At 73.1% G+C, this 23,320-nt stretch carries 17 protein-coding genes; 2 read left to right on the top strand and 15 right to left on the bottom strand.

The features are described 5' to 3' along the window. Position 1: 1 nt before the first annotated feature. Positions 2-1,927 (bottom strand): FAD-dependent oxidoreductase, encoded by a 1,926-nt coding sequence (locus AC0HI0_RS08690; RefSeq protein ID WP_480931765.1) that lies wholly within the window; start codon positions 1,925-1,927, stop codon positions 2-4. Positions 1,928-2,362: 435 nt separating this feature from the next. Between AC0HI0_RS08690 and AC0HI0_RS08685 the strand changes: the two genes are divergently transcribed. Then, entirely contained in the window at positions 2,363-2,854 is a 492-nt protein-coding gene (locus AC0HI0_RS08685) for a hypothetical protein (protein WP_480931764.1), read from the top strand. Between the two features lie 61 nt (positions 2,855-2,915). Here the strand turns inward: AC0HI0_RS08685 and carB are convergent, their stop codons facing one another. From carB to AC0HI0_RS08635, 10 genes are all read right to left on the bottom strand, one after another. Further along, the gene (carB, locus tag AC0HI0_RS08680) at positions 2,916-6,197 is read right to left on the bottom strand and encodes a carbamoyl-phosphate synthase large subunit (protein WP_480931763.1); all 3,282 of its coding nucleotides are present in this window, start codon (positions 6,195-6,197) and stop codon (positions 2,916-2,918) included. Beyond that, entirely contained in the window at positions 6,181-6,450 is a 270-nt protein-coding gene (locus AC0HI0_RS08675) for a hypothetical protein (protein ID WP_480931762.1), read from the bottom strand. The genes carB and AC0HI0_RS08675 overlap by 17 nt, the downstream gene beginning before the upstream one ends. Positions 6,451-6,472: 22 nt before the next feature. Continuing rightward, a complete protein-coding gene (locus AC0HI0_RS08670; protein ID WP_480931761.1) occupies positions 6,473-7,804 on the bottom strand; it encodes an MFS transporter in 1,332 nt (443 codons plus the stop codon). After that, on the bottom strand, positions 7,801-8,646 hold the full coding sequence (locus AC0HI0_RS08665) for an inositol monophosphatase family protein (RefSeq protein ID WP_480931760.1): 846 nt from the start codon (positions 8,644-8,646) through the stop codon (positions 7,801-7,803). The genes AC0HI0_RS08670 and AC0HI0_RS08665 overlap by 4 nt, the downstream gene beginning before the upstream one ends. Continuing rightward, a complete protein-coding gene (locus AC0HI0_RS08660) occupies positions 8,643-9,101 on the bottom strand; it encodes an NUDIX hydrolase (RefSeq protein ID WP_480931759.1) in 459 nt (152 codons plus the stop codon). Before AC0HI0_RS08660 ends, AC0HI0_RS08665 begins: the two co-directional genes overlap by 4 nt. Positions 9,102-9,160: 59 nt before the next feature. Next, positions 9,161-10,333, bottom strand: a complete 1,173-nt coding sequence (locus tag AC0HI0_RS08655; protein ID WP_480931758.1) for a DegT/DnrJ/EryC1/StrS family aminotransferase — start codon at positions 10,331-10,333, stop codon at positions 9,161-9,163. Positions 10,334-10,394: 61 nt separating this feature from the next. After that, positions 10,395-11,393, bottom strand: a complete 999-nt coding sequence (locus AC0HI0_RS08650) for an NAD-dependent epimerase/dehydratase family protein (protein WP_480931757.1) — start codon at positions 11,391-11,393, stop codon at positions 10,395-10,397. 197 nt (positions 11,394-11,590) lie between these two features. After that, on the bottom strand, positions 11,591-13,936 hold the full coding sequence (gene hypF, locus AC0HI0_RS08645; RefSeq protein ID WP_480931756.1) for a carbamoyltransferase HypF: 2,346 nt from the start codon (positions 13,934-13,936) through the stop codon (positions 11,591-11,593). Between the two features lie 16 nt (positions 13,937-13,952). After that, entirely contained in the window at positions 13,953-14,978 is a 1,026-nt protein-coding gene (gene hypE, locus AC0HI0_RS08640) for a hydrogenase expression/formation protein HypE (RefSeq protein WP_480931755.1), read from the bottom strand. A 408-nt stretch (positions 14,979-15,386) separates the two neighbouring features. Further along, positions 15,387-15,977 carry a cysteine hydrolase family protein gene (locus tag AC0HI0_RS08635; protein ID WP_480931754.1) on the bottom strand — a complete coding sequence of 197 codons (591 nt, stop codon included), beginning with the start codon at positions 15,975-15,977 and terminating at the stop codon, positions 15,387-15,389. 899 nt (positions 15,978-16,876) lie between these two features. On the opposite strand from AC0HI0_RS08635, the gene AC0HI0_RS08630 reads away from it, so the two are divergent. After that, positions 16,877-17,671: an SDR family NAD(P)-dependent oxidoreductase gene (locus AC0HI0_RS08630; protein ID WP_480931753.1), complete on the top strand. Its 795-nt coding sequence runs from the start codon at positions 16,877-16,879 to the stop codon at positions 17,669-17,671. Positions 17,672-17,702: 31 nt separating this feature from the next. Here the strand turns inward: AC0HI0_RS08630 and AC0HI0_RS08625 are convergent, their stop codons facing one another. The 4 genes from AC0HI0_RS08625 to AC0HI0_RS08610 are packed head-to-tail and all read right to left on the bottom strand — an operon-like array spanning position 17,703 to position 23,084. Then, positions 17,703-19,244: a CoA-acylating methylmalonate-semialdehyde dehydrogenase gene (locus tag AC0HI0_RS08625; RefSeq protein WP_480931752.1), complete on the bottom strand. Its 1,542-nt coding sequence runs from the start codon at positions 19,242-19,244 to the stop codon at positions 17,703-17,705. Then, the gene (locus AC0HI0_RS08620; protein ID WP_480931751.1) at positions 19,241-20,188 is read right to left on the bottom strand and encodes an alpha/beta hydrolase; all 948 of its coding nucleotides are present in this window, start codon (positions 20,186-20,188) and stop codon (positions 19,241-19,243) included. Before AC0HI0_RS08620 ends, AC0HI0_RS08625 begins: the two co-directional genes overlap by 4 nt. A 29-nt stretch (positions 20,189-20,217) precedes the next feature. Further along, positions 20,218-21,552: an amidohydrolase family protein gene (locus AC0HI0_RS08615; protein WP_480931750.1), complete on the bottom strand. Its 1,335-nt coding sequence runs from the start codon at positions 21,550-21,552 to the stop codon at positions 20,218-20,220. 23 nt (positions 21,553-21,575) lie between these two features. Continuing rightward, complete coding sequence (locus AC0HI0_RS08610; RefSeq protein ID WP_480931749.1) at positions 21,576-23,084, bottom strand: FAD-dependent oxidoreductase; 1,509 nt, start codon at positions 23,082-23,084, stop codon at positions 21,576-21,578. Positions 23,085-23,320 lie beyond the last annotated feature (236 nt).

Raw genomic sequence — 23,320 nt, 5'->3', positions numbered from 1 at the left:
GTCACAGCGGGCCGGTGCCGTGGAGTCGTTGTGCGCCGGGCAGTGTCGCCGCGCCGAGCGTGCTCTCCAACTGCTCCCACCGGGCGACCAGGTTGGACATCATGAGCATCATGACGTCCGGGAAGGCGTAGAGGAACGTCTTGTAGCGGTAGTGGTCCAGGAAGTACGCCTGGACCTCGCCCAACGCCGTGACGGTGCTGGTGCGGGCGTTGAAGAACAGGTCGTGGCCGCCCAGCAGCGCGCCCTCGGCCAGGGTCGCGCGCTCGTAGATGCCGCCGAAGTCGACCTCGACCTGGCCGGCGGAGACCAGGTAGAGCCCGTGGGCGACGTCGTCCTCCCGGCACAGGACGTCGCCGGCGGAGTAGGCGAGTTCGTCGAACATCGAGGCGAGCGTTTCCAGTTCGGTGCCGACCAGGGGCGCGAAGATGCGCACCCCGTACGGGTCGAAGCTCTTGCGCAGGCACTCGACGCGCGCCTGGAGTTCGGCCTCCGCGAGGTGGCCCATCCGCATTCCCGCGAAGCGCTTCATGCGGTCGATGTCGCGGCGCTGCCGGCGGGAGATCTCGGCGGTGGGCGGCTTGTAGAGCGCGGCGTTCCCGCTGATCCGCGCGGCCTCGCGCAGACCGGACTCGTAGGCGCTGTGCACGCAGCCCCAGTGGTGGCTGTTGGTGGCCTCGCCGGCGAAGAACAGGCTGTCGCCGACCGGTTCGGACAGCGTCTGGAGGTCCTGGGGCGAGCCGTCCACGCCGATGCACGCGTACGACCCGCGCGCGAACGGGTCGGCGGACCACGCCGTCCGCGCGATGTGCTCGGGCGCCGGGGCGTCCGGGCCGAACATGTCCTGGACGACGGTGGTCGTGTAGGCGGCGACCTCCTCGTCGGACCAGCCCTCCAGTTCCCGGCCGAGCGACGCGCCGAGCAGCATCACCAAGGTCGCCCGGCCGTGCGACTTCCACATGCTGATGACGACCGTCGGGTAGCGGTCGGTCTCCCGGCACAGGTAGCCGAACACGTACTGGTCCGCCGGCCAGAACGGCTCCCGGTAGTGCAGCGCGATCTTGTTCAGGGTGCCGAAGCCGAGCCGTTCGACGGCCGCCCGCTTCGCCTCCGGCAGCGCCGGCTCGAAGGCCACCGAGCCGCTCTTGAGGACGCCGAGCGGCAGCGTCACCAACACCTTGTCCGCCTCGAACGCGCCGTGGTCGGTGGTCACCCGCGCGGGCCCGCCGGCACCGCCGCCCTCGATCCGGCGCACCACGTGGCCCAGCCTGATGTCGAGCCCCTGGGCGAGGGCGTCCACGACGGACTGGTAGCCGTCGCGCAGGATGCTGTCGCCGTAGCCGTAGACCAGGTAGCCGTCTTCCCAGAACTTGTGCGAGAGCTTGCTCGCGTCCTCCGCGACGTCCTCGCGCAGGATCACGTTCAGGTGGTACCGGATACCCCTCTCGTGGTCTTCGCTGAAATTGCGCGCGGCGATGATCTCGTTGACCGCGTCGGCCAGCGAGATATCGGGCAGTTCCCGTTTCCGGGCGAGTTCGGCCCGTTGTTCGAGTTCGTGCAGCACGCCGTCGGCGAGTTCCAGCATGTGGTTCTTCAGGGCGTGGCCGAGCGCCCGCCCGTCCGCGCCGATGAGGCGCAGCCGGTCGAAGCCGCCGGTGTACGCGCTGTCGCCGCCGACGTAGCTGTAGGGGATCTCCAGGCTCTCCACCAGCTCGGTGATCGGGTTGCCGTCGGTGCCGTGGATCCAGTGCGCGCCGAGGTCGACGCCGTCCCCGTCGGTCCAGATCCGGCCGCCGACGCGGTCGCGCGCCTCCACGACGGTGACCGGGTGGCCGTGGTCGCGCAGGGCGCGCGCGGCGGCCAGCCCGGCGATCCCGGCCCCGACCACGAGCACCGACGGTGGCCCTGCGGGCGGCTGGTCGTCAGGCATGGGAGCGTCCCCCATCCTTCCTCTTCGAAAGAACGCACGGCAGCCGCCGGCGGCGCACCGGGGAAGTCAACGACAGGACCGCGAGCCGAATGCGCCGGGCGGAGCGGTTCCGGAAGACGCCATGACCACTCCAGGCCGGTTTTTCAGGCTCGGGCAATTCCCCTTGATCAAGGGTGCCACGACGTTAGCACAGCGCACTCGAACACAAACTGTCACTAACGAGTGAAAACGCCCAGCCGTCGAATACGGTACGTAATCGCGACGGGTTTCCGGGGTTCCCGCCGGGACGCGCGGGACGGTCGCGCCGGCGCGGCTTCGGGGCCGCTTCGGACCTGTAACGCCGGGGTCCCCCTGATCGACTCGTGTGGTGTCCACCGGCCGCACCACGATCCACCGCGCGGCCGATGTCGTGGTGCGATCGAGAGGGGACGACGGATGCCGGTCAACCTGGCGGATCTGTCCGGTGATCTACAAGCGTGGCTGAACGCCGAGCAGCACACCCTCGAACGGGTGCACCGGCTGCGCGGAGGCGGCGGCTGGGAGCAGTGGTGCGTCATCCAGTTCCTGCTGCACCAGATCGCGGCGCGACCGGGCCTGGACTACGAACGCGAGTACGAATCGCTGGTGGGCGGCGGGATCGTCGACATCGCCTACAACCGCGACACGGGCGTGCCCGAGGAGGGGTACCCGGTCGTGCTCACCGAGTGGAAGGTGGGCCACGCCGCCGCCGCGCTGGCCACCAACTTCGTCAGCGACATCTCCAAGCTGTCCGGGATCCGGGGCCACGCCGCCGCGATGGTGATCGCGCTGACCGACCAGGTGCTCAACTTCCCCGCCGGGTCGATGACCGTGCTCACCGCGCCGCACGCGCACGTGCGGATCTACCACACCACCGCGCAGGCCTGGCGCCAGTTCGGCGGTTGGTGACCACGAGGGACGGCCCCGGGACCGCGCTTGCGCCGCCCGCGGAGCAGTTCCCGAGCGCCGCTCAGCCGGCCCGGTCCGACTCGGCGATGCCGCGCCGCAGGGCGGCCGTGCGCTCCTGGAGGGAGACGACCCCCGCGTCGCTGCGGGCGACCGCTTCGATCCCCTGCACGGTGGCGGCCAGAGCTTGGACCGTGGTCACGCACGGGATGCCGCGCGCCACCGCCGCGGCGCGGATCCCGTGCCCGTCCGGCTGCCGGGAGGCGGTGGCGACCACCAGGTCGACCTCCCCGGCCAGAATCCGGTCCACGACGGTCGGCCCACCGCGACCGTCCTGGTCGACCACCGTGGTGGGCACACCGTTGCGGTGCAGGACTTCGGCGGTCCCGCCGTTCGCCAGCACCTCGAAACCGGCCTCCGCCAACGCCTTCACCGGCAGGATCATGGCCCGCTTGTCGCGGTCGGCGACCGACACGAACACCCGGCCCTTGGTGGGCAGCGGGACCGACGCGGCGGCCTGCGCCTTGGCGTAGGCGGTGCCGAACACCGCGTCGACGCCCATCACCTCGCCGGTGGAGCGCATCTCCGGGCCGAGCAGCGCGTCCACGCCGCGCCCCTCCGGCGTGCGGAACCGGTGCCACGGCAGCACGGCCTCCTTGACCGCGACGGCGGCGTCGGCCGGCAGCATCCCGCCGTCCCAGTCCGGCAGCAGGCCCTCGGCGCGCAGCCCGGCGATGGTGGCCCCGAGCATCACCCGCGCGGCGGCCTTGGCCAGCGGCACGCCGATCGCCTTGGACACGAACGGGACGGTGCGGCTGGCGCGCGGGTTGGCCTCCAGCACGTACAAGACGCCCGCCGCCAGCGCGTACTGGACGTTGAGCAGCCCGCGCACCCCGATCCCGTCGGCCAGCACGCGGGTGTACTCGCGGATCCGGCCGATGTCGGCACGGCCGAGCGTGATCGGCGGCAGCGCGCACGCCGAGTCGCCGGAGTGCACGCCCGCCTCCTCGACGTGCTCCATGATCCCGCCCAGGTACAGCTCACGGCCGTCGTAGAGGGCGTCGACGTCGATTTCCACCGCGTCGGCCAGGAACCGGTCGACCAGCACCGGGTGCCCGGGGGCGGCGGTGGCCCGCCGCACGTACGCGGCGAGCGCCGCCTCGTCGTGGACGACCTGCATGCCGCGCCCGCCGAGCACGTAGGACGGCCGCACCAGCACCGGGTAGCCGATCTCGTCGGCGATCCGGACGGCTTCGCCGGCCGAGCGCGCGGTGCCGTGCCGGGGCGCGGGCAGTCCCGCCCCGGCCAGCAGCGCGCCGAACGCGCCCCGGTCCTCGGCCAGGTCGATGCCGGCCGGCCCGGTGCCGATGATCGGCACCCCGGCGGCCTCCAGGCGGGCGGCCAGCCCGAGCGGCGTCTGGCCGCCCAGCTGCACCAGCACCCCGACGACCTCGCCGGCGGCCCGCTCGGCGGCCACCACCTCCAGCACGTCCTCGAAGGTGAGCGGCTCGAAGTAGAGGCGGTGGCTGGTGTCGTAGTCGGTGGACACCGTCTCCGGGTTGCAGTTGACCATCACGGTCTCGTAGCCGGCTTCGGCCAGCGCGAAGCTCGCGTGCACGCACGCGTAGTCGAACTCGACGCCCTGCCCGATCCGGTTGGGCCCGCTGCCCAGGATCACGACCCTGGGCGCGGTGCCCGGCGGCACCTCGGTCTCCTCGGCGTAGGACGAGTACAGGTACGGGGTGCGGGCGGCGAACTCCGCCGCGCACGTGTCGACCGTCTGGTAGACGGGCCGGACGCCCAGCGCCCAGCGCAGCTCGCGGACCGCGTCCTCGGACAGCCCGCGCAGCTCGCCGACCTGCGCGTCGGACAGGCCGTGCCGCTTGGCCCGCAGCAGGGTCTCCGGCCGCATCGCGCCGGGCTGCCCGGCGACCTCCCGCGCGACCTCCTCGATCCGCTGCACCTGGTCCAGGAACCACGGGTCGATCCCGGTCGCGGCGGCCAGTTCGGCGACCCCGGCCCCGGCCCGGATCGCCTGGTGCACGGTGTTGATCCGGCCGTCGGTGGGCTTGCGGGCGGCCTCGACCAGGGCGTCCTTGTCGCCGACCGGCCCGGCCCAGCTCAACGCGCCGCCGTCCTTCTCCAGCGAGCGCAACGCCTTGTTCAACGCCTCCGGGAAGGACCGGCCGATCGCCATCGCCTCGCCCACGGACTTCATGTGCGTGGTGAGCCCGGTGTCGGCGGTCGGGAACTTCTCGAACGCGAACCGGGGCACCTTCACCACGACGTAGTCCAGCGACGGCTCGAAACTGGCCGGGGTCCGGCCGGTGATGTCGTTGGGGATCTCGTCGAGCGTGTAGCCCAGGGCGAGCCGCGCGGCGATCTTGGCGATCGGGAAGCCGGTCGCCTTGGACGCCAGCGCCGAGGACCGCGACACCCTGGGGTTCATCTCGACCACGATCATCCGGCCGGTGCGCGGGTCGACGGCGAACTGGACGTTGCAGCCGCCCGTGTCGACGCCGACCGCGCGGATCACCGCGATGGCCACGTCCCGCATCCGCTGGTACTCGCGGTCGGTCAGCGTCATGGCCGGGGCGACGGTGATCGAGTCGCCGGTGTGCACGCCCATCGGGTCCAGGTTCTCGATCGGGCAGACGACCACCACGTTGTCGGCGCGGTCGCGCATCAGCTCCAGCTCGAACTCCTTCCAGCCCAGGACGGACTCCTCCAGCAGCACCTCGCGGATCGGGCTCGCGGCCAGCCCGGCGCCCGCGACGGCCGTCAGCTCCCGCTCGTCGTGGGCGAACCCGGAACCCGCGCCGCCCATCGTGAACGAGGGCCGCACCACCACCGGGTAGCCGAGTTCCGCCGCGGCGGCCAGGCACTGCTCCAGCGTGTGGCAGGTGGCGCTGCGGGCGACCTGCGCGCCCACCCGCGTCACGATCCGCTTGAACTCCTCGCGGTCCTCCCCCGCCCGGATCGCGTCGACGTCCGCGCCGATCAGCTCGACCCCGTACCGGGCGAGCACCCCGGACTCGTGCAGCGCGACCGCGGTGTTCAGCGCGGTCTGCCCGCCGAGGGTGGCCAGCAGGGCGTCCGGCCGCTCCTTCGCGATGACCTGCTCGACCACCTCGGGGGTGACCGGCTCGACGTAGGTCGCGTCGGCGAACTCCGGGTCGGTCATGATGGTGGCCGGGTTGGAGTTGACCAGCGTGACGCGCAGGCCCTCCGCCTTGAGCACCCGGCACGCCTGGGTGCCCGAGTAGTCGAACTCGGCGGCCTGGCCGATGACGATCGGGCCGGACCCGATCACCAGCACGGACCTCAGATCACTGCGCCGAGGCACCGGCGGCACCTCCCCTCGCCTGGCGGAACCGTTCGGGCAGGACCCGGGCACGGCCGAACAGCGGCCGGCGCGGGATCGACGCCCCGGCGGGCGGCGACACCGGGTACGGCCCGGTCGTGGACACCTCGCGTCCTGGGTCGGCGCCGCGCACGCGTTCCGGCAACGCGCGCGGGTCGTGCTCGCCGTGGCGGACCAGTCCGTCCTCGTGGTGCGGATCGGCGAGGGTCTCCCCGCTGCGGGACAGGGCGTTCATGGTCTCCCCCGGTGCTCGGGCGTCAGGTGCGGGCGGCGGGCGTGTCGGTGGGCGGGCCGGCGGGCGTGGGCCGGCGCCGGCCGTGCTCCCAGTAGGACTGGACCTCGTCCAGCGAACGGCCCTTCGTCTCCGGGGCCAGGAAGAACACGAACAGCCACGCCAGCACGGTGACGGCCAGCAGGACCAGGTAGGTCGACGTGCCGCCCACCGCGTCGAGCAGGTCGAGGAACGACTGGGCGATGACCAGGTTCGTGGTCAGGTTGGTCAGCAGCATCGCCGACGCCCCGGCGCCCCGGAGGTGGTCCGGGAAGCCCTCGGCGGCGAACACCCACACCAGCGCTCCGAAGCCGGAGTTGAAGCCCACCACGAAGACCAGGAGGCCGAGGAAGCCCAGCGCGCCGGGCGCGTCCACGGCGAACACGACCACCATCAGCGCGTGCCCCAGGGCCATCAGGGCGGTGCCGGTGAGCAGGGCGGGCCGCCTGCCGAACCGGTCGATGGTCAACGCGCAGACCAACGCCGCGGCGGCACCCGCGAGCTGGACGAGACCGGGCAGCACCAGCAGGCCGAACGTGTCGGTGTACCCCACCTGCTCGAAGATCCGGGGGCTGAAGAACACCATCGCGTTGATGCCCGTGGCCTGGACGAAGAACCCCAGCGCCACGACGAAGAACGTCAACGCCCGGTAGCGCGGGCCGAGCATCGTGCGCAGGACGCCCGGCCGGGCCGACCGGACCGCCGGGCCCGTCCCCCGCTCGGCCCGCAGCTGCCGCCAGCGGTCGGTCTCCGGGAGCCGCACCAGCCACAGCGCGGTGGCCAGGGCGAGGACGCCGGGCACGGCGAGCATCAGCCGCCACTGCCCGCCGCCCGCGAGGAAGTAGCCGCCGAAGTAGCCCAGCGCGCAGCCGAGGGACGTCGCCACCTGGTACAGCACCGCGATCCGCCCCCGGGCGCGGGTCGAGGTCGACTCGGCGATGAAGATCGGGGTGGCCACGATCGCGATGCCGATCGCCGTGCCCTGCGCGAACCGGCTGACGTCGAGCCACACCAGGGTGGTCGCCGTGCCGGCCGACGCGGTCGCCGCCAGGTACAGCAGGGTCAGCCCGAGCAGGGTGGCGCGCCGCCCCAGCGCGTTGACCAGCCTGCTGCCCAGCAGCGCGCCGACGATCCAGCCGGCGGTCGGCGCGGCGAACAGCGAACCCTGCTGGGTGGTCGTCAGGTCGAAGTGGTCGGTGACCAGCAGCAGCGCGCCGGACATCGCGGTGGCGTCGTAGCCGCAGGTCATCCCGAGGATCATGGCCAGCACACCCACTCGGGCGTCCTGGCCGGTCCGGGCGGTCGCGGTGGTGGTCACGGGATCGGCCCTCCCGGTGCCGGGGCCGCGCGCCGGCCCGCCGCGACGGCGCTCATCAGCGGCGGGTGCGCGGTGGCCGTGGCGAAGCAGACCTCGAAGACCCGGTCCGCCCGCTCCAGGGGGCGGGTCAGGTCCAGCGGCCGTCCGTCGAGGTCGGTGCAGACGCCGCCGCACTCCCCGATCACGCACACCGCCGCCGCCACGTCCCAGATCCGGCAGCTCCGGTGCACGAACGCGGCGTACGCGCCGTCGACCACCATGCAGATGTCGAAGACGCTGTTGCTCATCCGGACGCCCAGCCCCGCCGTGCCGAGAGCGGCGACCAGCCGGCCCTCGTCGGCCATCCGGTCGGGCGACCCCTTGTCCATCCCGTAGGCGACCAGGCAGCGGTCGAGGTCGGTGGTGGGCAGCGGGCCGAGCGGCTGCCCGTCCCGGGTGGCCCCTCGGCCGGACTGGGCCAGGTAGACGGTGCCGAACGCGGGCAGCGCCAAGCCGCCCGCGACGACGCCGTGCGGGCCCACGGCCGCCATCATCACGCCGTAGAGCGGGCTGCCGGCGGCGTAGTTGCTGCTGCCGTCCAGGGGATCCACGATCCAGGTGATCTCGTGGTCGCCCGGCGTCGCGCCGCTCTCCTCCTCCAGGACCGCGTGCCGCGGGTACCGGTCCGCGATCCGGCCGGTCAGCAGCGCGCCCAGCGCGAGGTCCGCGTCGGTGACGACCTGGTTCACGTCCGACGCCTTGACCGCCGCCTGCCCGCTGCCCCGCAGCCGCACCGCCACGTCGGACGCCTCGCGCAGGCAGGAGCCGATGAACGCGGTGAAGTCCGGGTCCCGCGCGGTCACGTCGCGACCTTCGCGTACTCGGCGATGATGGGCCGCTCCGGCGTGATCACGGTGTCGGGCACCTCGTCCAGCGCGAAGAACCGCCACGTGCTGTTCTCCGCCGTGTCCAGGGTGATCGTGGCGTCGAGGGGCAGCCGGGCCACGTAGGCGGCGGTCACGTTGTAGACCTCGTCGCCGTGCGGGTAGCGGTAGTAGTACTCCGCGCCGGAGAACAGCCCGAGCAGGTCCAGGTCGCCGACCTCCAGGCCGGTCTCCTCCCGGACCTCGCGCCGCCCGGTCTCCTCGAACGACTCGCCGGGCTCCATGATCCCGCCGGGCAGCCCCCAGCCGCCGGTGTCGACGCGCTCCAGCAGCAGGATCCGCCCGGCGGGATCGGTGACCACGACCGAGGTCCCGGGCAGGATCAGCGGACGGGTGCCGATCAGCTTGCGAAGGTCCGCCACGTAGTTGTCCACGATGCCTTACCACCACTTCTGTGCTGTTCCGGATCGGTCCGCGCACGCCCGGCGGGCGCTCAGCGCGCCGCGTGCAGCTCGCGGACCAGCGCGCAGATCTCGTCCACGAGGTCCGCCGGCATGTGCGAGTAGAGCGGCAGGGTGATCATGCTCGCCGCCAGGTCCTCGGTGACCGGCAGCCCGGCGCCGGCGGGCACGTCCCGGTAGGCGGTCTGCCGGTGCAGCGCGGGGCTGAAGTACTTGCGGGTGCTGACGTTCTCCCGCCCGAGCCGGTCGGCCAGTTCGTCGCGGGTCAGCCCGAACCGGTCGCCGTCCACCCGGATCCCGAGGTCCTTGAACGAGCTGAGCGCGCCCGCCGGCAGTTCCTGGAACTCCAGCCCCGGCAGGCCGGCCAGGCCGGCGCGGTAGCGCGCCACCAGCGACCGCCGGATCTCCAGCCACCGCGCGAAGTTCTCCAGCGCCCGGAAGCCCAGCAGCCCGGAGACCTCGGTCATCCGGCCGTTGAGGCCGAGGAAGCGGCTGTCGTAGTCGCCGGGGTTGCCGTACTCCCGGGCCGTCCTCAGCTTCGCGGCCAGGGCGGCGTCGTTCGTCGTGATCAGCCCGCCCTCGCCGGTGCTCAGGGTCTTGGTCGGGCTGAGGCTGAACACCTCCGCCACGCCCTTGCCGCCGACCATGGTCCCGTCGGGGTAGCGGCTGCCGAAGCCGTGCGCGGCGTCGAAGACGAGCGGGACGCCGCGCGCGTCGCACAGCTCCTGCAACCGGTCGGCGTCGCACGGCGCGCCGAAGGTGTGCATGGCCATGACGCCCGCGACGCCCGGCAGCAGCGGGGCGAGGGCGTCCGGGTCGAGCGTCCACGTACCGCGCCGGGAATCGGCGAACCGGACCCCGAGGCCGGCCCAGCGCACGGCGTGGCCGGACGCCATGAACGTGAAGCTCGGCACGACCACGTCGCCGGCGAGGTCGAGGCAGCGCAGCACCAGCATCAGGCCGGTGGTGCAGTTGCTGACCGCGACCGCGTGCGCGACGCCCAGGTAGGCGCTCGCGGCCTCCTCGAACGCCCGCACGTACCGGCCGTTGGTGAGCATCCCGGACCGCAGGATCTCCCGGAAGGCGAGGTCGGTCCCGGCGTCCGCCTCGACCGTCGGGCGGACCAGCGGTACCGGGTCGGGGAAGCGCGGTGCGCGCCGCGCGGTGGTGTCTGCCGCGTTCGTTTCTGCTGCGGTGGTGTCCATGGTCAGGCTCCTCGGTGGCTGGCGGGAACGCGCTCGTGCGGCGCCGGTGTCGTGCGGCGGGTCAGCGCGCCCACGCCGAGACCGGGTCCTCGCGCTGGGCGAGGGCGGTCAGGTGGTTGCTGTACCGGGCCGAGTCGAAGTCCGCGAACTCCCCCCGGCGCATGGCGTCGCGGATCTCCCGCACCGTGTCGACCACCCGGCGGGTCCGGGTGAACCCCAGTTCCCGGCCGATCGGGTCGAAGTTCACCCGGTAGTCGCGCGGGTCGGTCTGCTCCGCGCGGATCTCCAGCCGGACGCCGGGGACCTCGCCGGCGATCAGCTCGCCGACCGCGTCCATCCGGTGGTTCTCCTCGCCGAAACCGCAGTTGTAGACCGCCGGTGCGGCGCGCCGGTCGTCCCGCAGCACCAGGTGCACGGCCGCCGCCGCGTCCTCGACGTGCAGGAACGGCCGCCACTGGGTGCCGCCGTGGACGGTGACCGCGCCGCGCGCCACGGCGTTGGCCGTCATGACGTTGACGGCCAGGTCGAAGCGCATCCGGGGCGAGAGGCCGTGGATGGTGGCGAAGCGCAGCAGGCGGGACGCGAGCACGTCACGGGGCAGCGAGAGCAGGTAGTGCTCGGACCGCACCTTGGACTCGGCGTAGGCCGACTGGGGCGCCACCGGCGACCAGACGTCCACCTCCGCGTCCCCGGTGGCCCCGTAGTTGCTGCACGTCGAGGCGAAGACCAGCGACCCCACGCCCGCCCGGCGGCACGCCTCGGCGACCCGGATCGTGCCCAGGTAGTTGACCTCCCAGGCGTGGTCGGTGTCGACGCCGCACGCCGGGTCGCCGACGATCGCCGCCAGGTGCACCACGGCGTCCACGCCGGCCAGCGCCGCCTCCCAGTGCCCGACGTCGCGGACGTCGCCGTCGACGTAGGTCACCCCCGGCAGGTCGAGTTCCGGACCGCCGACCAGACCGTTGTCGACCACCACGACCTCCGACCCGGACCGGCACAGCCGCCGGGTCAGCACCGACCCGACGTACCCGCGACCTCCGGTGATCAGGTACTTCTTCATGGCACGTTCTCTCCTCGTTCTGCACGTCCCTGCTGCCAGGGCGGTGTCGAGGCCGCCGGCCCGCGCGGTCGGCGGGCGGTCGACCTTCTGGCGTGGGAGGTTCCGGCGCCGGCCGGCTCCCACGAGGTCGTGATCACCGGGTCGACGCGTTCGAGGGGGTCGTTCGTCTCCGGGTGGTCAGCGCGGCGGTGGCCCGGTCACGGCCCGCCTCCGGCCAGCCGGGCGTTGGCCACCACGACCTGGCCCAGCGAGATGCCGCCGTCGTTGGTCGGCACCTGCCGGTGGCAGTAGGCGTCGAAACCCGCCCGCCGCAGCTCCACCAGGCAGTTGACCAGCAGGAACTCGTTGAGGAAGACGCCGCCGGACAGCACCACCTGCTCCGGGCCGGTGCCGCGCAGCGCCCGGCACCGCTCCAGGACCATGTCGACCACGGCCGAGTGGAAGCGGCGGCTCGTGGTGGCCGGGCCGAGGCCGGCCGCCAGGTCGGCGGCGATCGCCCGGACCACCGGGCGGGGGTCGATCTCGGTGACCCCGTCGCGCCGCGCGGCACCGAAGCGGTACCGGTCGCGCGGGTCGGACAGGGTGAAATCGCGCTGCAGCAACCCTTCCAGCTCGATCGGGCCGTGCGCTTCGTACTCGGCGTGCGTGGTGATGGCGAGCAGGGCCGCGACGCCGTCGAACAGCCGGCCCATGCTGGAGGCCGGCGGCGAGTTGATCCCGCGCTGCGCCATGGTCGCGAAGACGTGCCGCTGCTGCTCGTCCAGGCGTTCGAGCACCGGGAAGGCCGCGATCGCGGCGGCGGTGTCCCCGAGGGCGTCCAGGGCCAGCGCGAAGCCGGTCCGGATCGGTTCCTCGACCGCCCGGTCGCCGCCCAGCAGCGGCACGGTCCGCAGGTGCGCGACGCGCTCGGCCTCCCGGTAGCCGCCGACCAGGAACTCACCGCCCCAGATGGTGCCGTCCAGGCCGTACCCGGTGCCGTCGAAGACGACGCCGATGGTCCGGCCGTCGAGCAGGTTCTCCGCCATGCAGGACGCCATGTGCGCGTGGTGGTGCTGCACCGGCAGCACGTGCTCGAACGCGTCGCCCTGCTTCTCGAACGCGAAGCGCGTCGCGCGGAACTGCGGGTGCAGGTCCACGGCGGCGTGCCTCGGGCGCAGGTCGTGCAGGCTCGCCAGGTGGTCGACGGCGGCCCGGTGCGCGCCGAACGTCTCGTCGTTCTTGATGTCGCCGATGTGCTGGCTGACGTAGACCCGCGAGCCGCTGCTCAACGCCACCGTCGTCTTCAGCTCCGCGCCGTAGGCCACCAGCGGCGCCAGCTCGACGCCGACCTCCACGGGGTAGGGCGCGTAGCCGCGCGACCGGCGGATGAAGCCGACCAGCGGCTCGGCCAGGTCGGGGTGCTCGGAGTAGCGGACGATCGAGTCGTCCACCCGCACCTCGATGTCGCGGTCGTGGTAGAGGATCAGGTCGGCGACCTGGAACAGCTGGGCCAGCGCGTCCTCGTTGCGGTGCACGATGGGGTACCCGGAGATGTTCCCGCTGGTCATGACAACCGCGTCGAGGCCGGGGTGGTCGACCAGCAGGTGGTGCAGCGGCGCGGACGGCAGCATCACGCCGAGGTTGGGGTTGCGCGGCGCGATCTGCTCCGGCAGGCCGCCGGGCCGCTTGCGCAGCAACACGATCGGCCGGGCCGGGCTGAGCAGCAGCTCGGCCTCGGCGGGCCGCACCTCGGCGAAGCCCGCCGCGGTCGCCAGGTCGCGGGCCATCACCGCGAACGGCTTGGAGTCGCGCCGCTTGCGGGTCCGCAGCCGGGTGACCGCGTCGGCGGCGCGGGCGTCCACCGCGAGGTGGAACCCGCCGACGCTCTTGACCGCGACGATCCGGCCCGCCAGGAGCGCGGTCGTGGCCTCCGCGAGCGCCCGCTCCCCCTCCGCCGCCGTCCCGTCGGCCCCGGCCGAGAGCAGGCGGGGACCGCAGTCCGGGCACGCGTTGGGCTGCGCGTGGTAGCGGCGGTCCAACGGGTCGGCGTACTCGGCGGCGCACGGCCGGCACATCGTGAACACGGCCATGGTGGTGGCGGCCCGGTCGTAGGGCAGTTCCCGGATGATCGAGTACCGGGGGCCGCAGTTGGTGCAGTTGACGAACGGGTAGCGGTACCGGCGGTCCGCCGGGTCGCGCAGCTCGGCGAGGCAGTCCGCGCACACGTACGAGTCGGCGGGCACGACCGTGGTCCGCAGACCGCTGTGCACGCTCTCCCGGATGGTGAACCCCTCCGGTGCCGCCGCCGCGCCCGGCAGTTCCTCCACGCGGACCCCGGTCACCCGGGCCTGCGGCGGCGCCTGGGCGTCGAGCCCCTCGGTGAAGCGGCGCACCTCCCCGGGCCTGCCGGTGACCTCGATCAGCACGCCCTCCGGGTCGTTGAGCACCCAGCCGGCCAGGTCGTGCTTCAGCGCGAGCTTGTAGACGAACGGCCGGTAGCCGACGCCCTGGACCACGCCCACGACGCGGATGCGCCGCCCCACCCTCTGATCGCTGTCCGACATCTCGTCACGTCCCCGCTCAGCACAGCCGCGGCAGTTCGGAGCCCTGGAGTTCCTCGACCACCGCGTCCCGGCCGCTCGCGTCGCGCATCAGCACGGCGGGCTCCGCGACCCCGGTCACCTCGCCGATCGCGACCGCCTCCGCGCCGTACCGGTGCCCGCGCAGCGCGGCCAGCACGTCCTGCTCGGCCGCCGGGTCCACGAACAGGCACAGGCAGCCCTCGTTGGCCGCGTGGATGGCGTTGATCCCCAGCATGTCCGTGGCCATCACGGTCTCGAACTGGATCGGCAGCTTCTCGTGCTCGACCCGGATGGTGTGCCCGGACGACCGGGCGTACTCGTGCAGGACCGCGGCCAGGCCGCCGCGCGTGACGTCGCGGACCGAGTGCACCGCGCCCGCGCCGACCGCCGACAGCAGGCCCTCGACCAGGCCGTTGAGCGGCGCGCAGTCGCTGAGCACGCGCTGCTCGAAGCCGAGCCCCTCGCGGATCGACAGCAGGTGCACGGTGTGGTTGCCGATCGGTCCACTGAGGATCACCCGGTCGCCGGGCCGCACGTCGCGCATCCGCAGCGGCGCGCGCTCGAACACGCCGATGCCCGCCGTGTTCAGGTAGATCTGGTCGGCCTCGCCCTTGCGCACCACCTTGGTGTCGCCGCAGACGATCTGGACGCCGGCCTCCAGCGCCACCTCGCGGATCGAGTCGACGACCCGCAGCAGGCGGGCGATCGGGAGTCCGGTCTCCAGGATCATCCCGAGGGTGAGGTAGAGCGGTCGCGCGCCGACCACCGCGAGGTCGTTCACCGTGCCGCAGACCGCGATCTTGCCGATGTCGCCGTTGCCGAAGAACGGCGGGTCCACGACGAACGAGTCGGTGGTCATCGCGATCTGCCCGGCGGGCAGGGACAGCATCGCGCTGTCCTCCATCTCGCCGATGTAGACCTCGCCGAGCCGCTCCACCACGAGCGAGATCAACTCGCCGCTGAGCTTCGCGCCACTGCCGTGGTCGAGCACGACCTCGTCGAGGCCGGTCACCGGGCTTGCCATCTTGGTCCTCCCTGTCTGGTGCGGTGTGCGGGGCCGGCCGCCGGCCGGGAACGGCCGGAGTGGACAGTCCACTCGGTACTCGGCGGCGGACCCGCCCCGGGACACCGGCCGCCGGCGCCGCACAGCGGGGCGGTACGCCCCCGCCGCGTCCGGGTGGACCGCGACGGGGCGTACGGGTGCCGATCGTGCTTCAGCCCGCATTGCGGCCGTCCCCCGGAGGCGCGCTCGCGCCGGCCGGCGGAGTAAAAAGGAACAAAAGAATCCGAATATCGCCCGACACCCCGCCGACACCCCGGCGGACAATGATCGGCGCGACCCCCGTTGCGCTATTCCACCCCGTCCCGACTGTCCGTCGACGTCGTGACCGGATGCCCCCGGAAGATCAGTGGAGAGGTGCCCGCGGTGCCGTCACGGAAGGGTCTTGACGACCCGTCGCGGCAGCCCGCCCTTGTCGTCGAGGGTCTCCAGGATCTCCTTCGAGTCGGCCACCACGGCGCAATACCCGCTCAACCAGGTGAGCGAGCGGTCGCGGTCCGCGGAATTGTCCGAGACGACGCAGTCCGAGGGCACCCACACGTTGTAGCCCCGGAAGAAGGCGTCCGCGGCGGTGGTCTGCACGCAGATCTGGGTCTGCAACCCGGTGACCAGGACGGTGTCCACGCCGGCCTCCTGGAGCCGGTCGTGCAGCTCGGTCTCGTAGAAGCCGCTGTCCTTGTTCTTCTCCACCACCACGTCGCCCTCGCCCAGGAAGGCGGGCAGGATGGCGGCCCCCTCGGTGCCGCGCTGCAGCGGGAGCGTCCCGTCCGCCTTGCGGTTCGCGTTGGGGTCGTCGGGCAGGTTGATCAGCTGGAGGTGGAAGACGGTGTGCCCGCGCCGGCGCATCTCGTCCAGGAAGGCGGTGTAGTAGGACTGCGCCTCGGCCATCACCGCCGTGCGTTCCGGGGTCAGGTAGACGACATCACCCTGGAGGTCGTTGGTGAGGACGGCGATCTTGCCCATGACAGCTCCCCTTTTCCGACGAACAAATAAAACGAACGAATCCCCCGAACCGCCGGAAATCAACCCGCGGGCGACCCGACGGCTCAACGTTGAAAGAAATCCCCCTCGATCGACTCATGATCAGACACGAATCGTGACCCGTGCTGGACAGTAGCGGCCGGTGAGACACGTTCACAAGTAGGTTCTCCCAGGTGCGACCGGAGTTGTCGGGGCACCCGCTGATACGCAGGGCCACATGTACCCCTTTATTCACTCACACGCCGTAGAGCGGGCCGTCCGCAGAGGCACCGGCGATTCCTGCGTGTAGCGGTACCTGCACCACAAGGGCCTCTTTCGTGTCGTGGCCACTCGTCCGTGGACGCACCGGCACGGAGCGCTCACCGCCGCGCGGTTCGATCTCACCGGGCCGCGGCGACCGACCCGGGACGGGACCGGGCAGTCCACTGGGGACGGTGCGCCCGGCGCGCGGAGTCGCAGGTCGACGCGCCGGCGAACCGGCCGGCGCCCGCGAACGCACCGGACGTCGCGCCGGCCCGCCGGCGGCCGCGCCCGACCTCGCGCCGGACCGCCCGCCGGGCACCGCCGCGCCGCACCGGGCGGCGGACGCGGCGCGCGGCCGGGGAAACCGCCTTCCCCCCGGACGGCCCCACCTTCGGAACCCCGATCCCCACCCGCGCGCGCCGGCCGCACCGACAGGACCAATCGACGCGGTGGTATGCAAAAACGCCTACGGCACAACAACTTCCGCTCATCCGATGCGACGGGCACCCCGTCGTCGGACGGCGCGAGCGGCGCGGTCGGCCGGCGGATCAGCGGATGCCGGGCGGCGCGCCGCGTGGTTCGGTGGGGCGGTGCCGCCGCGCGCGGCGGACCGACCACATCGAACTGGGAGGAAACGTATGCACCTGGACCTGACCGAAAGGACGGCCTTGGTCACCGGTTCCACACAAGGGATCGGCGAGGCGATCGCCCTCGGGCTCGCCCGCGCCGGCGCGCGCACGGCGGTGAACGGCCGCCGGCCGGCGGCGGTCGCGGGGGCCGTCGCGCGCATCCGCGCCGAGGTGCCGGGCGCGGACCTGGTCGAGGCTCCCGGCGACGTGACGACGGCGGAGGGTGTGGACGGTCTGCGGGCGGTGCTGCCCGAGGTGGACGTGTTGGTGAACAACGTCGGCATCTTCGGCGCGCGGCCCGCGCTGGAGATCACCGACGACGAGTGGCGGCGCTACTTCGAGGTCAACGTGCTCTCCGCGATCCGGCTGACGCGCGCCTACCTGCCCGGCATGCGGGCGCGCGGCTGGGGCCGGGTCCAGTACATCGCCAGCGACTCGGCCGTGGTGATCCCGGCCGAGATGATCCACTACGGGGTGTCCAAGACGGCGCTGCTGGGCGTGTCCCGGGGCTTCGCCAAGGAGGCCGCCGGGACCGGCGTGACGGTGAACTGCGTCATCGCCGGCCCGACGCACACCGGGGGCGTCGAGGAGTTCGTCCGCCAACTGGTGGGCGAGGACCTGCCGTGGGACCGGGCGCAGCGCGAGTTCATGCGCCTGCACCGCCCCCAGTCCCTGCTCGGCAGGCTGATCGAACCGGAGGAGATCGCCAACCTGGTGGTCTACCTCGGCTCCCCGCAGGCTTCCGCCACGACCGGTGCCGCGGTCCGGGTGGACGGCGGGTACGTGGACTCCATCCTGCCGTGACGCCCCCGCGCCCGGCCGGACGCCGCGCGCCTCAGTCCGCGACCGGGAAGCCGAGGTCGAGCCGGCTCTCGGCGCGGTCCGGCCAGCGGGTGGTGACGACCTTGCCCCGGGTGAAGAAGTGGACGCCCTCGGTGCCGTGCGCGTGGGTGTCGCCGAAGAGGGAGTTCTTCCAGCCGCCGAAGCTGTAGTACGCCATCGGCACCGGCACGGGGATGTTCACGCCGACCATGCCCACCTCGACCTCGCGCCGGAAGCGCCGGGCCGCGCCGCCGTCCCCGGTGAACACGCACGCCCCGTTGCCGTACGGGTTGGCGTTGATCAGGGCCAGCCCCTCGTCGTAGGAGCGGACCCGGACCACCGACAGCACCGGACCGAAGATCTCGTCGGTGTAGGCGCTCATCTCCGGGGTGACGTGGTCGAGCAGGGTGGGGCCGAGCCAGAAGCCGCCCGCCGGGCCGTCGGGCCGGACGTCGCGCCCGTCGAGCACGACCCGCGCGCCGGCCCGCTCGCCCTCGGCGACGTACCCGGCGACGTTGTCCCGGTGCCGGCCGGTCACCAGCGGGCCCATGTCGTTGTCGCGCGCGCCGTCGCCGGTCCTGATCCGCGCGGCCCGCTCGGCGATCCGGGCCACCAGCGCGTCGGCCACCGCGTCGACGGCGACCACCACGCTGACCGCCATGCACCGCTCCCCCGCCGACCCGAACCCGGCGTTCACCGCCGCGTCGGCGGCGACGTCCAGGTCCGCGTCGGGCAGCACGAGCATGTGGTTCTTGGCTCCGCCGAGGGCTTGGACGCGCTTGCCGTGCGCGGTGGCGGTCGCGTGGACGTGCCGGGCGACCGGCGTGGACCCGACGAACGAGACCGCCTTGACCTCCGGGTGGGTGAGCAGTTCGTCCACGGCGACGCGGTCGCCGTGCAGGACGGTGAACACGCCCGGCGGCAGTCCCGCCTCGGCCAGCAGGCGGGCCAGCCAGTTCGCCGCCGACGGCACCTTCTCGCTCGGCTTGAGCACGACGGTGTTGCCCGCCGCCAGCGCGATCGGCACGAACCACAGCGGGACCATGGCCGGGAAGTTGAACGGGGTGATCACCGCGACCGGGCCCAGCGGCTGGCGGATCGAGCACAGGTCGACGCCGGTGGAGGCGTTCTCCGTCATCGCGCCCTTGAGCAGGTGGGGTGCCCCGCAGGCGAACTCGACCACCTCCTGCCCCCGGCTGATCTCGCCGAGCGCGTCGGCGAGCACCTTGCCGTGCTCGGCGGTGATCAGCTCGGCCAGCTCGGGCTTGCGCGCCTCCAGCAGTTCGCGCAGGCGGAACAGGATCCGGGTGCGCTTGGTCAGCGACAGGTCGCGCCACGCCGGGAAGGCCGCCGCGGCCGACGCGATCGCGGCGCGGGCGTCGGCGGTGTCGGCCAGCCGGACGTGCCCGGTGACCTCGCCGGTCGCCGGGTTGGTGACCGCGGCGGTGTCCGTGCCGGTGCCGGTGAACGGCGCGCCGCCCACCCAGTGCCGGATCTCCGAGGGCCGGATCTGCGAGGGCCGGCTGTCCTGATGCGGTACCTGCGAGGCGCTCATGCGCGGTCCTCCGGGCCGGTGAGCAGCGCGCCGAACTCGGCGGTCAGCTCGACCACGGCGGCCTCGGCGGCCGGCGACAGGCCGGGCATCCCGAAGAACGGGTGGATGAGGCCGGGGTGGACCCGCAGGGTGGTGGGCACGCCGGCTTCGAGCAGCCGTGCCGCGTAGACGATCCCGTCGTCGCGCAGCGGGTCGAACCCGGCCACGCCGACGACCGCCGGCGCGACACCGGACAGGTCGGGCGTGAGCGCCGGGGAGACGCGCGGGTCCCCGGCTCGGGTGTCGTCGTCGGCGAGGTAGAAGCGCCGGATGACGGCCAGGTCGTCGCGGGTCAGGAAGTAGCCGTCGCCGTTGGCGGTGGCCGAGGGGTACTCGGCCGCGAAGTTCGTCACCGGGGACGCGAGCAGCTGCCCCGCGACGGGAATCGCCGCGTCGCGTGCCCCGATCGCGGTCACCGCGGCCAGGTTGGCGCCGGAGCTCTCGCCGGCCAGGCCCACCCGGCGGGGGTCGCCGCCGAGGTCGTCCACGAACTCGACCGCCCAGCGCAGCGCGTCCGCCGCGTCCTCGACGGCGGCCGGGAACGGGTGCTCGGGGGCCAGCCGGTAGTCGACCGACACGACGCAGGCGTGCAGGTCGTGGGCGAGCCGGCGGGCCACGTCGCCCATCAGGTGGGCGCTGCCCATGGTGAAGCCGCCGGGGTGGAAGTACAGGACGGTCGGCACCGGGCCGCGCTGCCCGACCGGCCGGACGACGGTCAGCGGCAGGTGTCCGACGTGCACCTGCTCGACGCCCGCGACCGGGGCGAAGGCCGCCGGGTCCCAGTGGTCTTCGATCGCGGCCCGCATCCGCTCGCGCATCTCGGCGGGGGTGCCGGCGAAGCCGGGCGGCGCGCCGGCCGACCGGAGCGCGGCCAGGAAGCGGGCGATGTTCGGGTCGAGTGGCATGGGGTCCTTTCGGCGGTGCGGACTCGGCGTCAGGAGCCGAGCAGGTGGTGGTGCGACGCCAGCGCGAGGGCGCGGGCGTGGTCGAGGTCGACGCCGACGAGCACGCCGGCGCGTTTGCGGACGACACCGTCGACCAGGACGGTGTCGACGTTGCCGGGGTGCGCGGCGCTGACCAGCGCGGCCACCGGGTCGGCGACCGGGAACAGGTTGGCGTCGGTCGCCCGGACCAGGACGACGTCCGCGCGCTTGCCGGGCGTGAGGCTGCCGATCCGGTCGCCGAGCCCCAGCGCGTCGGCACCGCCCTGGGTGGCCATCGCGAACACCTCGCGCACCCCGAAGGGCGACAGCCGGTCGGTGAACCGCGAACGCCCTTCGGCGAGCTGGTTGCGGTGCGCGGCCAGGCCCACCCGCATCTGGGTGAACAGGTCGGCCGCGCCGAACGCCTCGGTGTCGCTGCTCAGCCCGGTGTCGATGCCGAACGCCCGCACCCGGTCCAGCGGGGTGTGCCCGATGCCGGGGAAGCCCTGTTCGTGCTGCGGCGCGAGCGACACCGACGCCCCGCACGCGGCGATCATCGCGAACTCGTGGTCGGAGGACTCGCTGCAGTGCACGAAGTTGAGGTCCGGGCCGAGCAGACCCGCGCCGTCGAGCCGCGCGATCGCCGCCACCGCACCGTACTCCGGCCCGCACCCCATGTGGATGGACGTGCGGATGCCGAGGTCCCGCGCCATGGCGAGGTCCTGCGCGGTGACGTCCATCGTGGACAGTTCCGGCCCGCGCGCGGCCAGTTGCAGCGTCACCAGCGCGTCGTCGTCGGGGAGCAGGTCGCGGCGGATCCGCCGGACGTCGTCGGTGTGCGGCCGGACGCTGTCGTGGATCCACGCCGGGAGGTCGACCAGCGGCCAGCCGTGCCCGAACACGGCGCGGATGCCGGAGTCGCGCAGCGCCGCGACGGCCCGGTCGCCGTGCTCGGGCGAGTTCTGCACGTGCGACCAGTCCATCAGCGTGGTGGTGCCCGCGTCGAGGGCGGACAGCGCGCCCAGCAGGGTGCCCGCGTAGACGTCCTCGGGGCGGTAGCGCGGGCCGAGCCGGCCGAACATCTCGCCGAAGTAGGTCCGCAGGTCGAACTCGGTGCAGCGGTGCCGGACGGCGGACTGCCAGGTGTGCTTGTGGGTGTCCACGAGTCCGGGCAGCACGATCATGCCGGCGGCGTCGAGCACCTCCGCGCCGTCGCGGGCGAGGTCGGGCCCGACCCGGGCGATCAGGTTGCCCTCGACGAGGACGTCGCACCGGCCGGTGCCCAGCGCGGGGTCTCCGGTGACGACGTGGCCGTTGGCGATGAGGGTGCGGCGTGGTGCGGTCATCGGTCCTCGATTCGCGGGGGAGGTCACCGCGCGACGGCGGTCGGGCGGGGCCGGGCGGGCTCCAGGCCGATCGCGGCCCGGTAGGCGTCGAGCACCTCGTCGTCGGTGGGGCGCACGTCCCAGGCGCGCGCGACGTAGGCGTCCGGCCGGATCAGGGCCGTCGCGGCACCGGCCAGCTCCCTCGGGAGCGCGGTGCCCCGCACGACGGTGATCGGCTCGGGCAGCACCCGGTCGGCGGTGTCGACCAGGACGAAACCCGCGTCCTTCGCGACCTCGACGTAGCCGGTGCCCGGTGCCACGGGGAAGTCGCTCACCCGCGTGCCGTCGGCGCGGTGCGGGTCGGTGGCGCGGTGGTAGGAGGTGCCGAAGCCGCTGAGCCGGTCCCGCAGGACGGCGTTGACCTCGGGCACCGGGACCAGTTCGCGTTCCACGAAGTCCTTGAGCGCCAGCCCGCCGGGCGAGAAGTCGAAGTGCAGGGCGCACTGCGCGGCGACGTCGTCCATCAGCGCTTCGAGCACCGGGTGCCGCTCGTCGTGGTAGCTGTCCAGCAGGGTGTCGGGCGCCCGGCCGGTGGCCGCCAGGCCGAGCTTCCAACCGAGGTTGAAGGCGTCCTGGATGCAGTAGTTCATGCCGATGCCGCTGGCCGGGTAGTGCACCCGGGTCGCCTCGCCGACCAGCAGCACCCGGCCGCTGCGGAACGCGGGCACGCGGCGGTGCGCGTCGCCGTAGCGGGACAGCCACTTGGCCGTGGTGAGGCCGAAGTCGGTGCCGAAGATCAGCCGCAGGGACTCCCGGACCTCGGGCATCGCGACGGGTTCGGTCTTGGGCACGTGCCGGCGGTGCTCGGCGACGATGATGAACCGGGTGATCCCCCGCCCGAACGGGTAGGCCAGCACCCAGCCGTGCTCGTTGCGGCTCATGCGCATCGACGCCTGCCACGGGAAGGACAGGTCGGCGTCGACGGCGATCGCGGTCATCCGGGTCGGGTGGCCCTCGAACGGGATGCCCGAGGCGGCGCGCACGAGGCTGCGCGCGCCGTCCGCGCCCACCAGGTAGCGGGCGGTCAGCTCGACCGGCGTCCCCTCGGCGTCGTGCGCGGTGACGGTGACCTGGTCGCCCTCGACGGCGTGCCCGGTGTAGGTGATGCCGCGGCGGAAGTCGACGCCCTGCTCCACCGCCCACTGCGCGAGCAGGTGCTCGGTGGTCATCTGGGGCAGGATCAGCGCGTAGGGGAACTTGCTGTCCAGCTGGTCGTACCGCAGGCCGGGCAGCCCGGCGTACATGTAGCGCGGCACCTCGAAGTCCGGCCGCCACCGGCCGGCCGCCTCCCGGAACCGCCCCATCAGGCCACGGGCGTCGAGCAGTTCCAGCACGCGGGGCTGGATCACGCCGGCGCGCGAGTGCGTGTCCCCGGTGCGCCGTTCCAGCACGACCACGCGGGCTCCGGCACGGGCGGCCTCGGCGGCGGTGGTCAGACCGGCCGGGCCGCCACCGACGACGACCACATCGGCAGACGGGGCACTGTTCGTCATTGAAGTCCTCCACTACGACCGTCATACGGTCACATGTCCGCTAGGCGGTCATCAGCCGCCGCGAAGAAGGATGCGACTTCCCCACCGCACTGTCAAGAACGAGCGAACAAGAGATTTCGCTGGTATGAAGGGATTTCTTCCTCGCGCACGCCGAGCGGCCACCACGGACGCCTGTCCGCTTGACGGCCAGGGCGCGCGGCGTGGCCCCGCCTTGGCTAGGCTGTCGGCCGATCTCC

This window comes from Saccharothrix sp. NBAS 001 (genome assembly GCF_056640475.1).
Note: the sequence above shows the minus strand (reverse complement) of the source record. Positions and strands in the feature narration are given on the sequence as shown.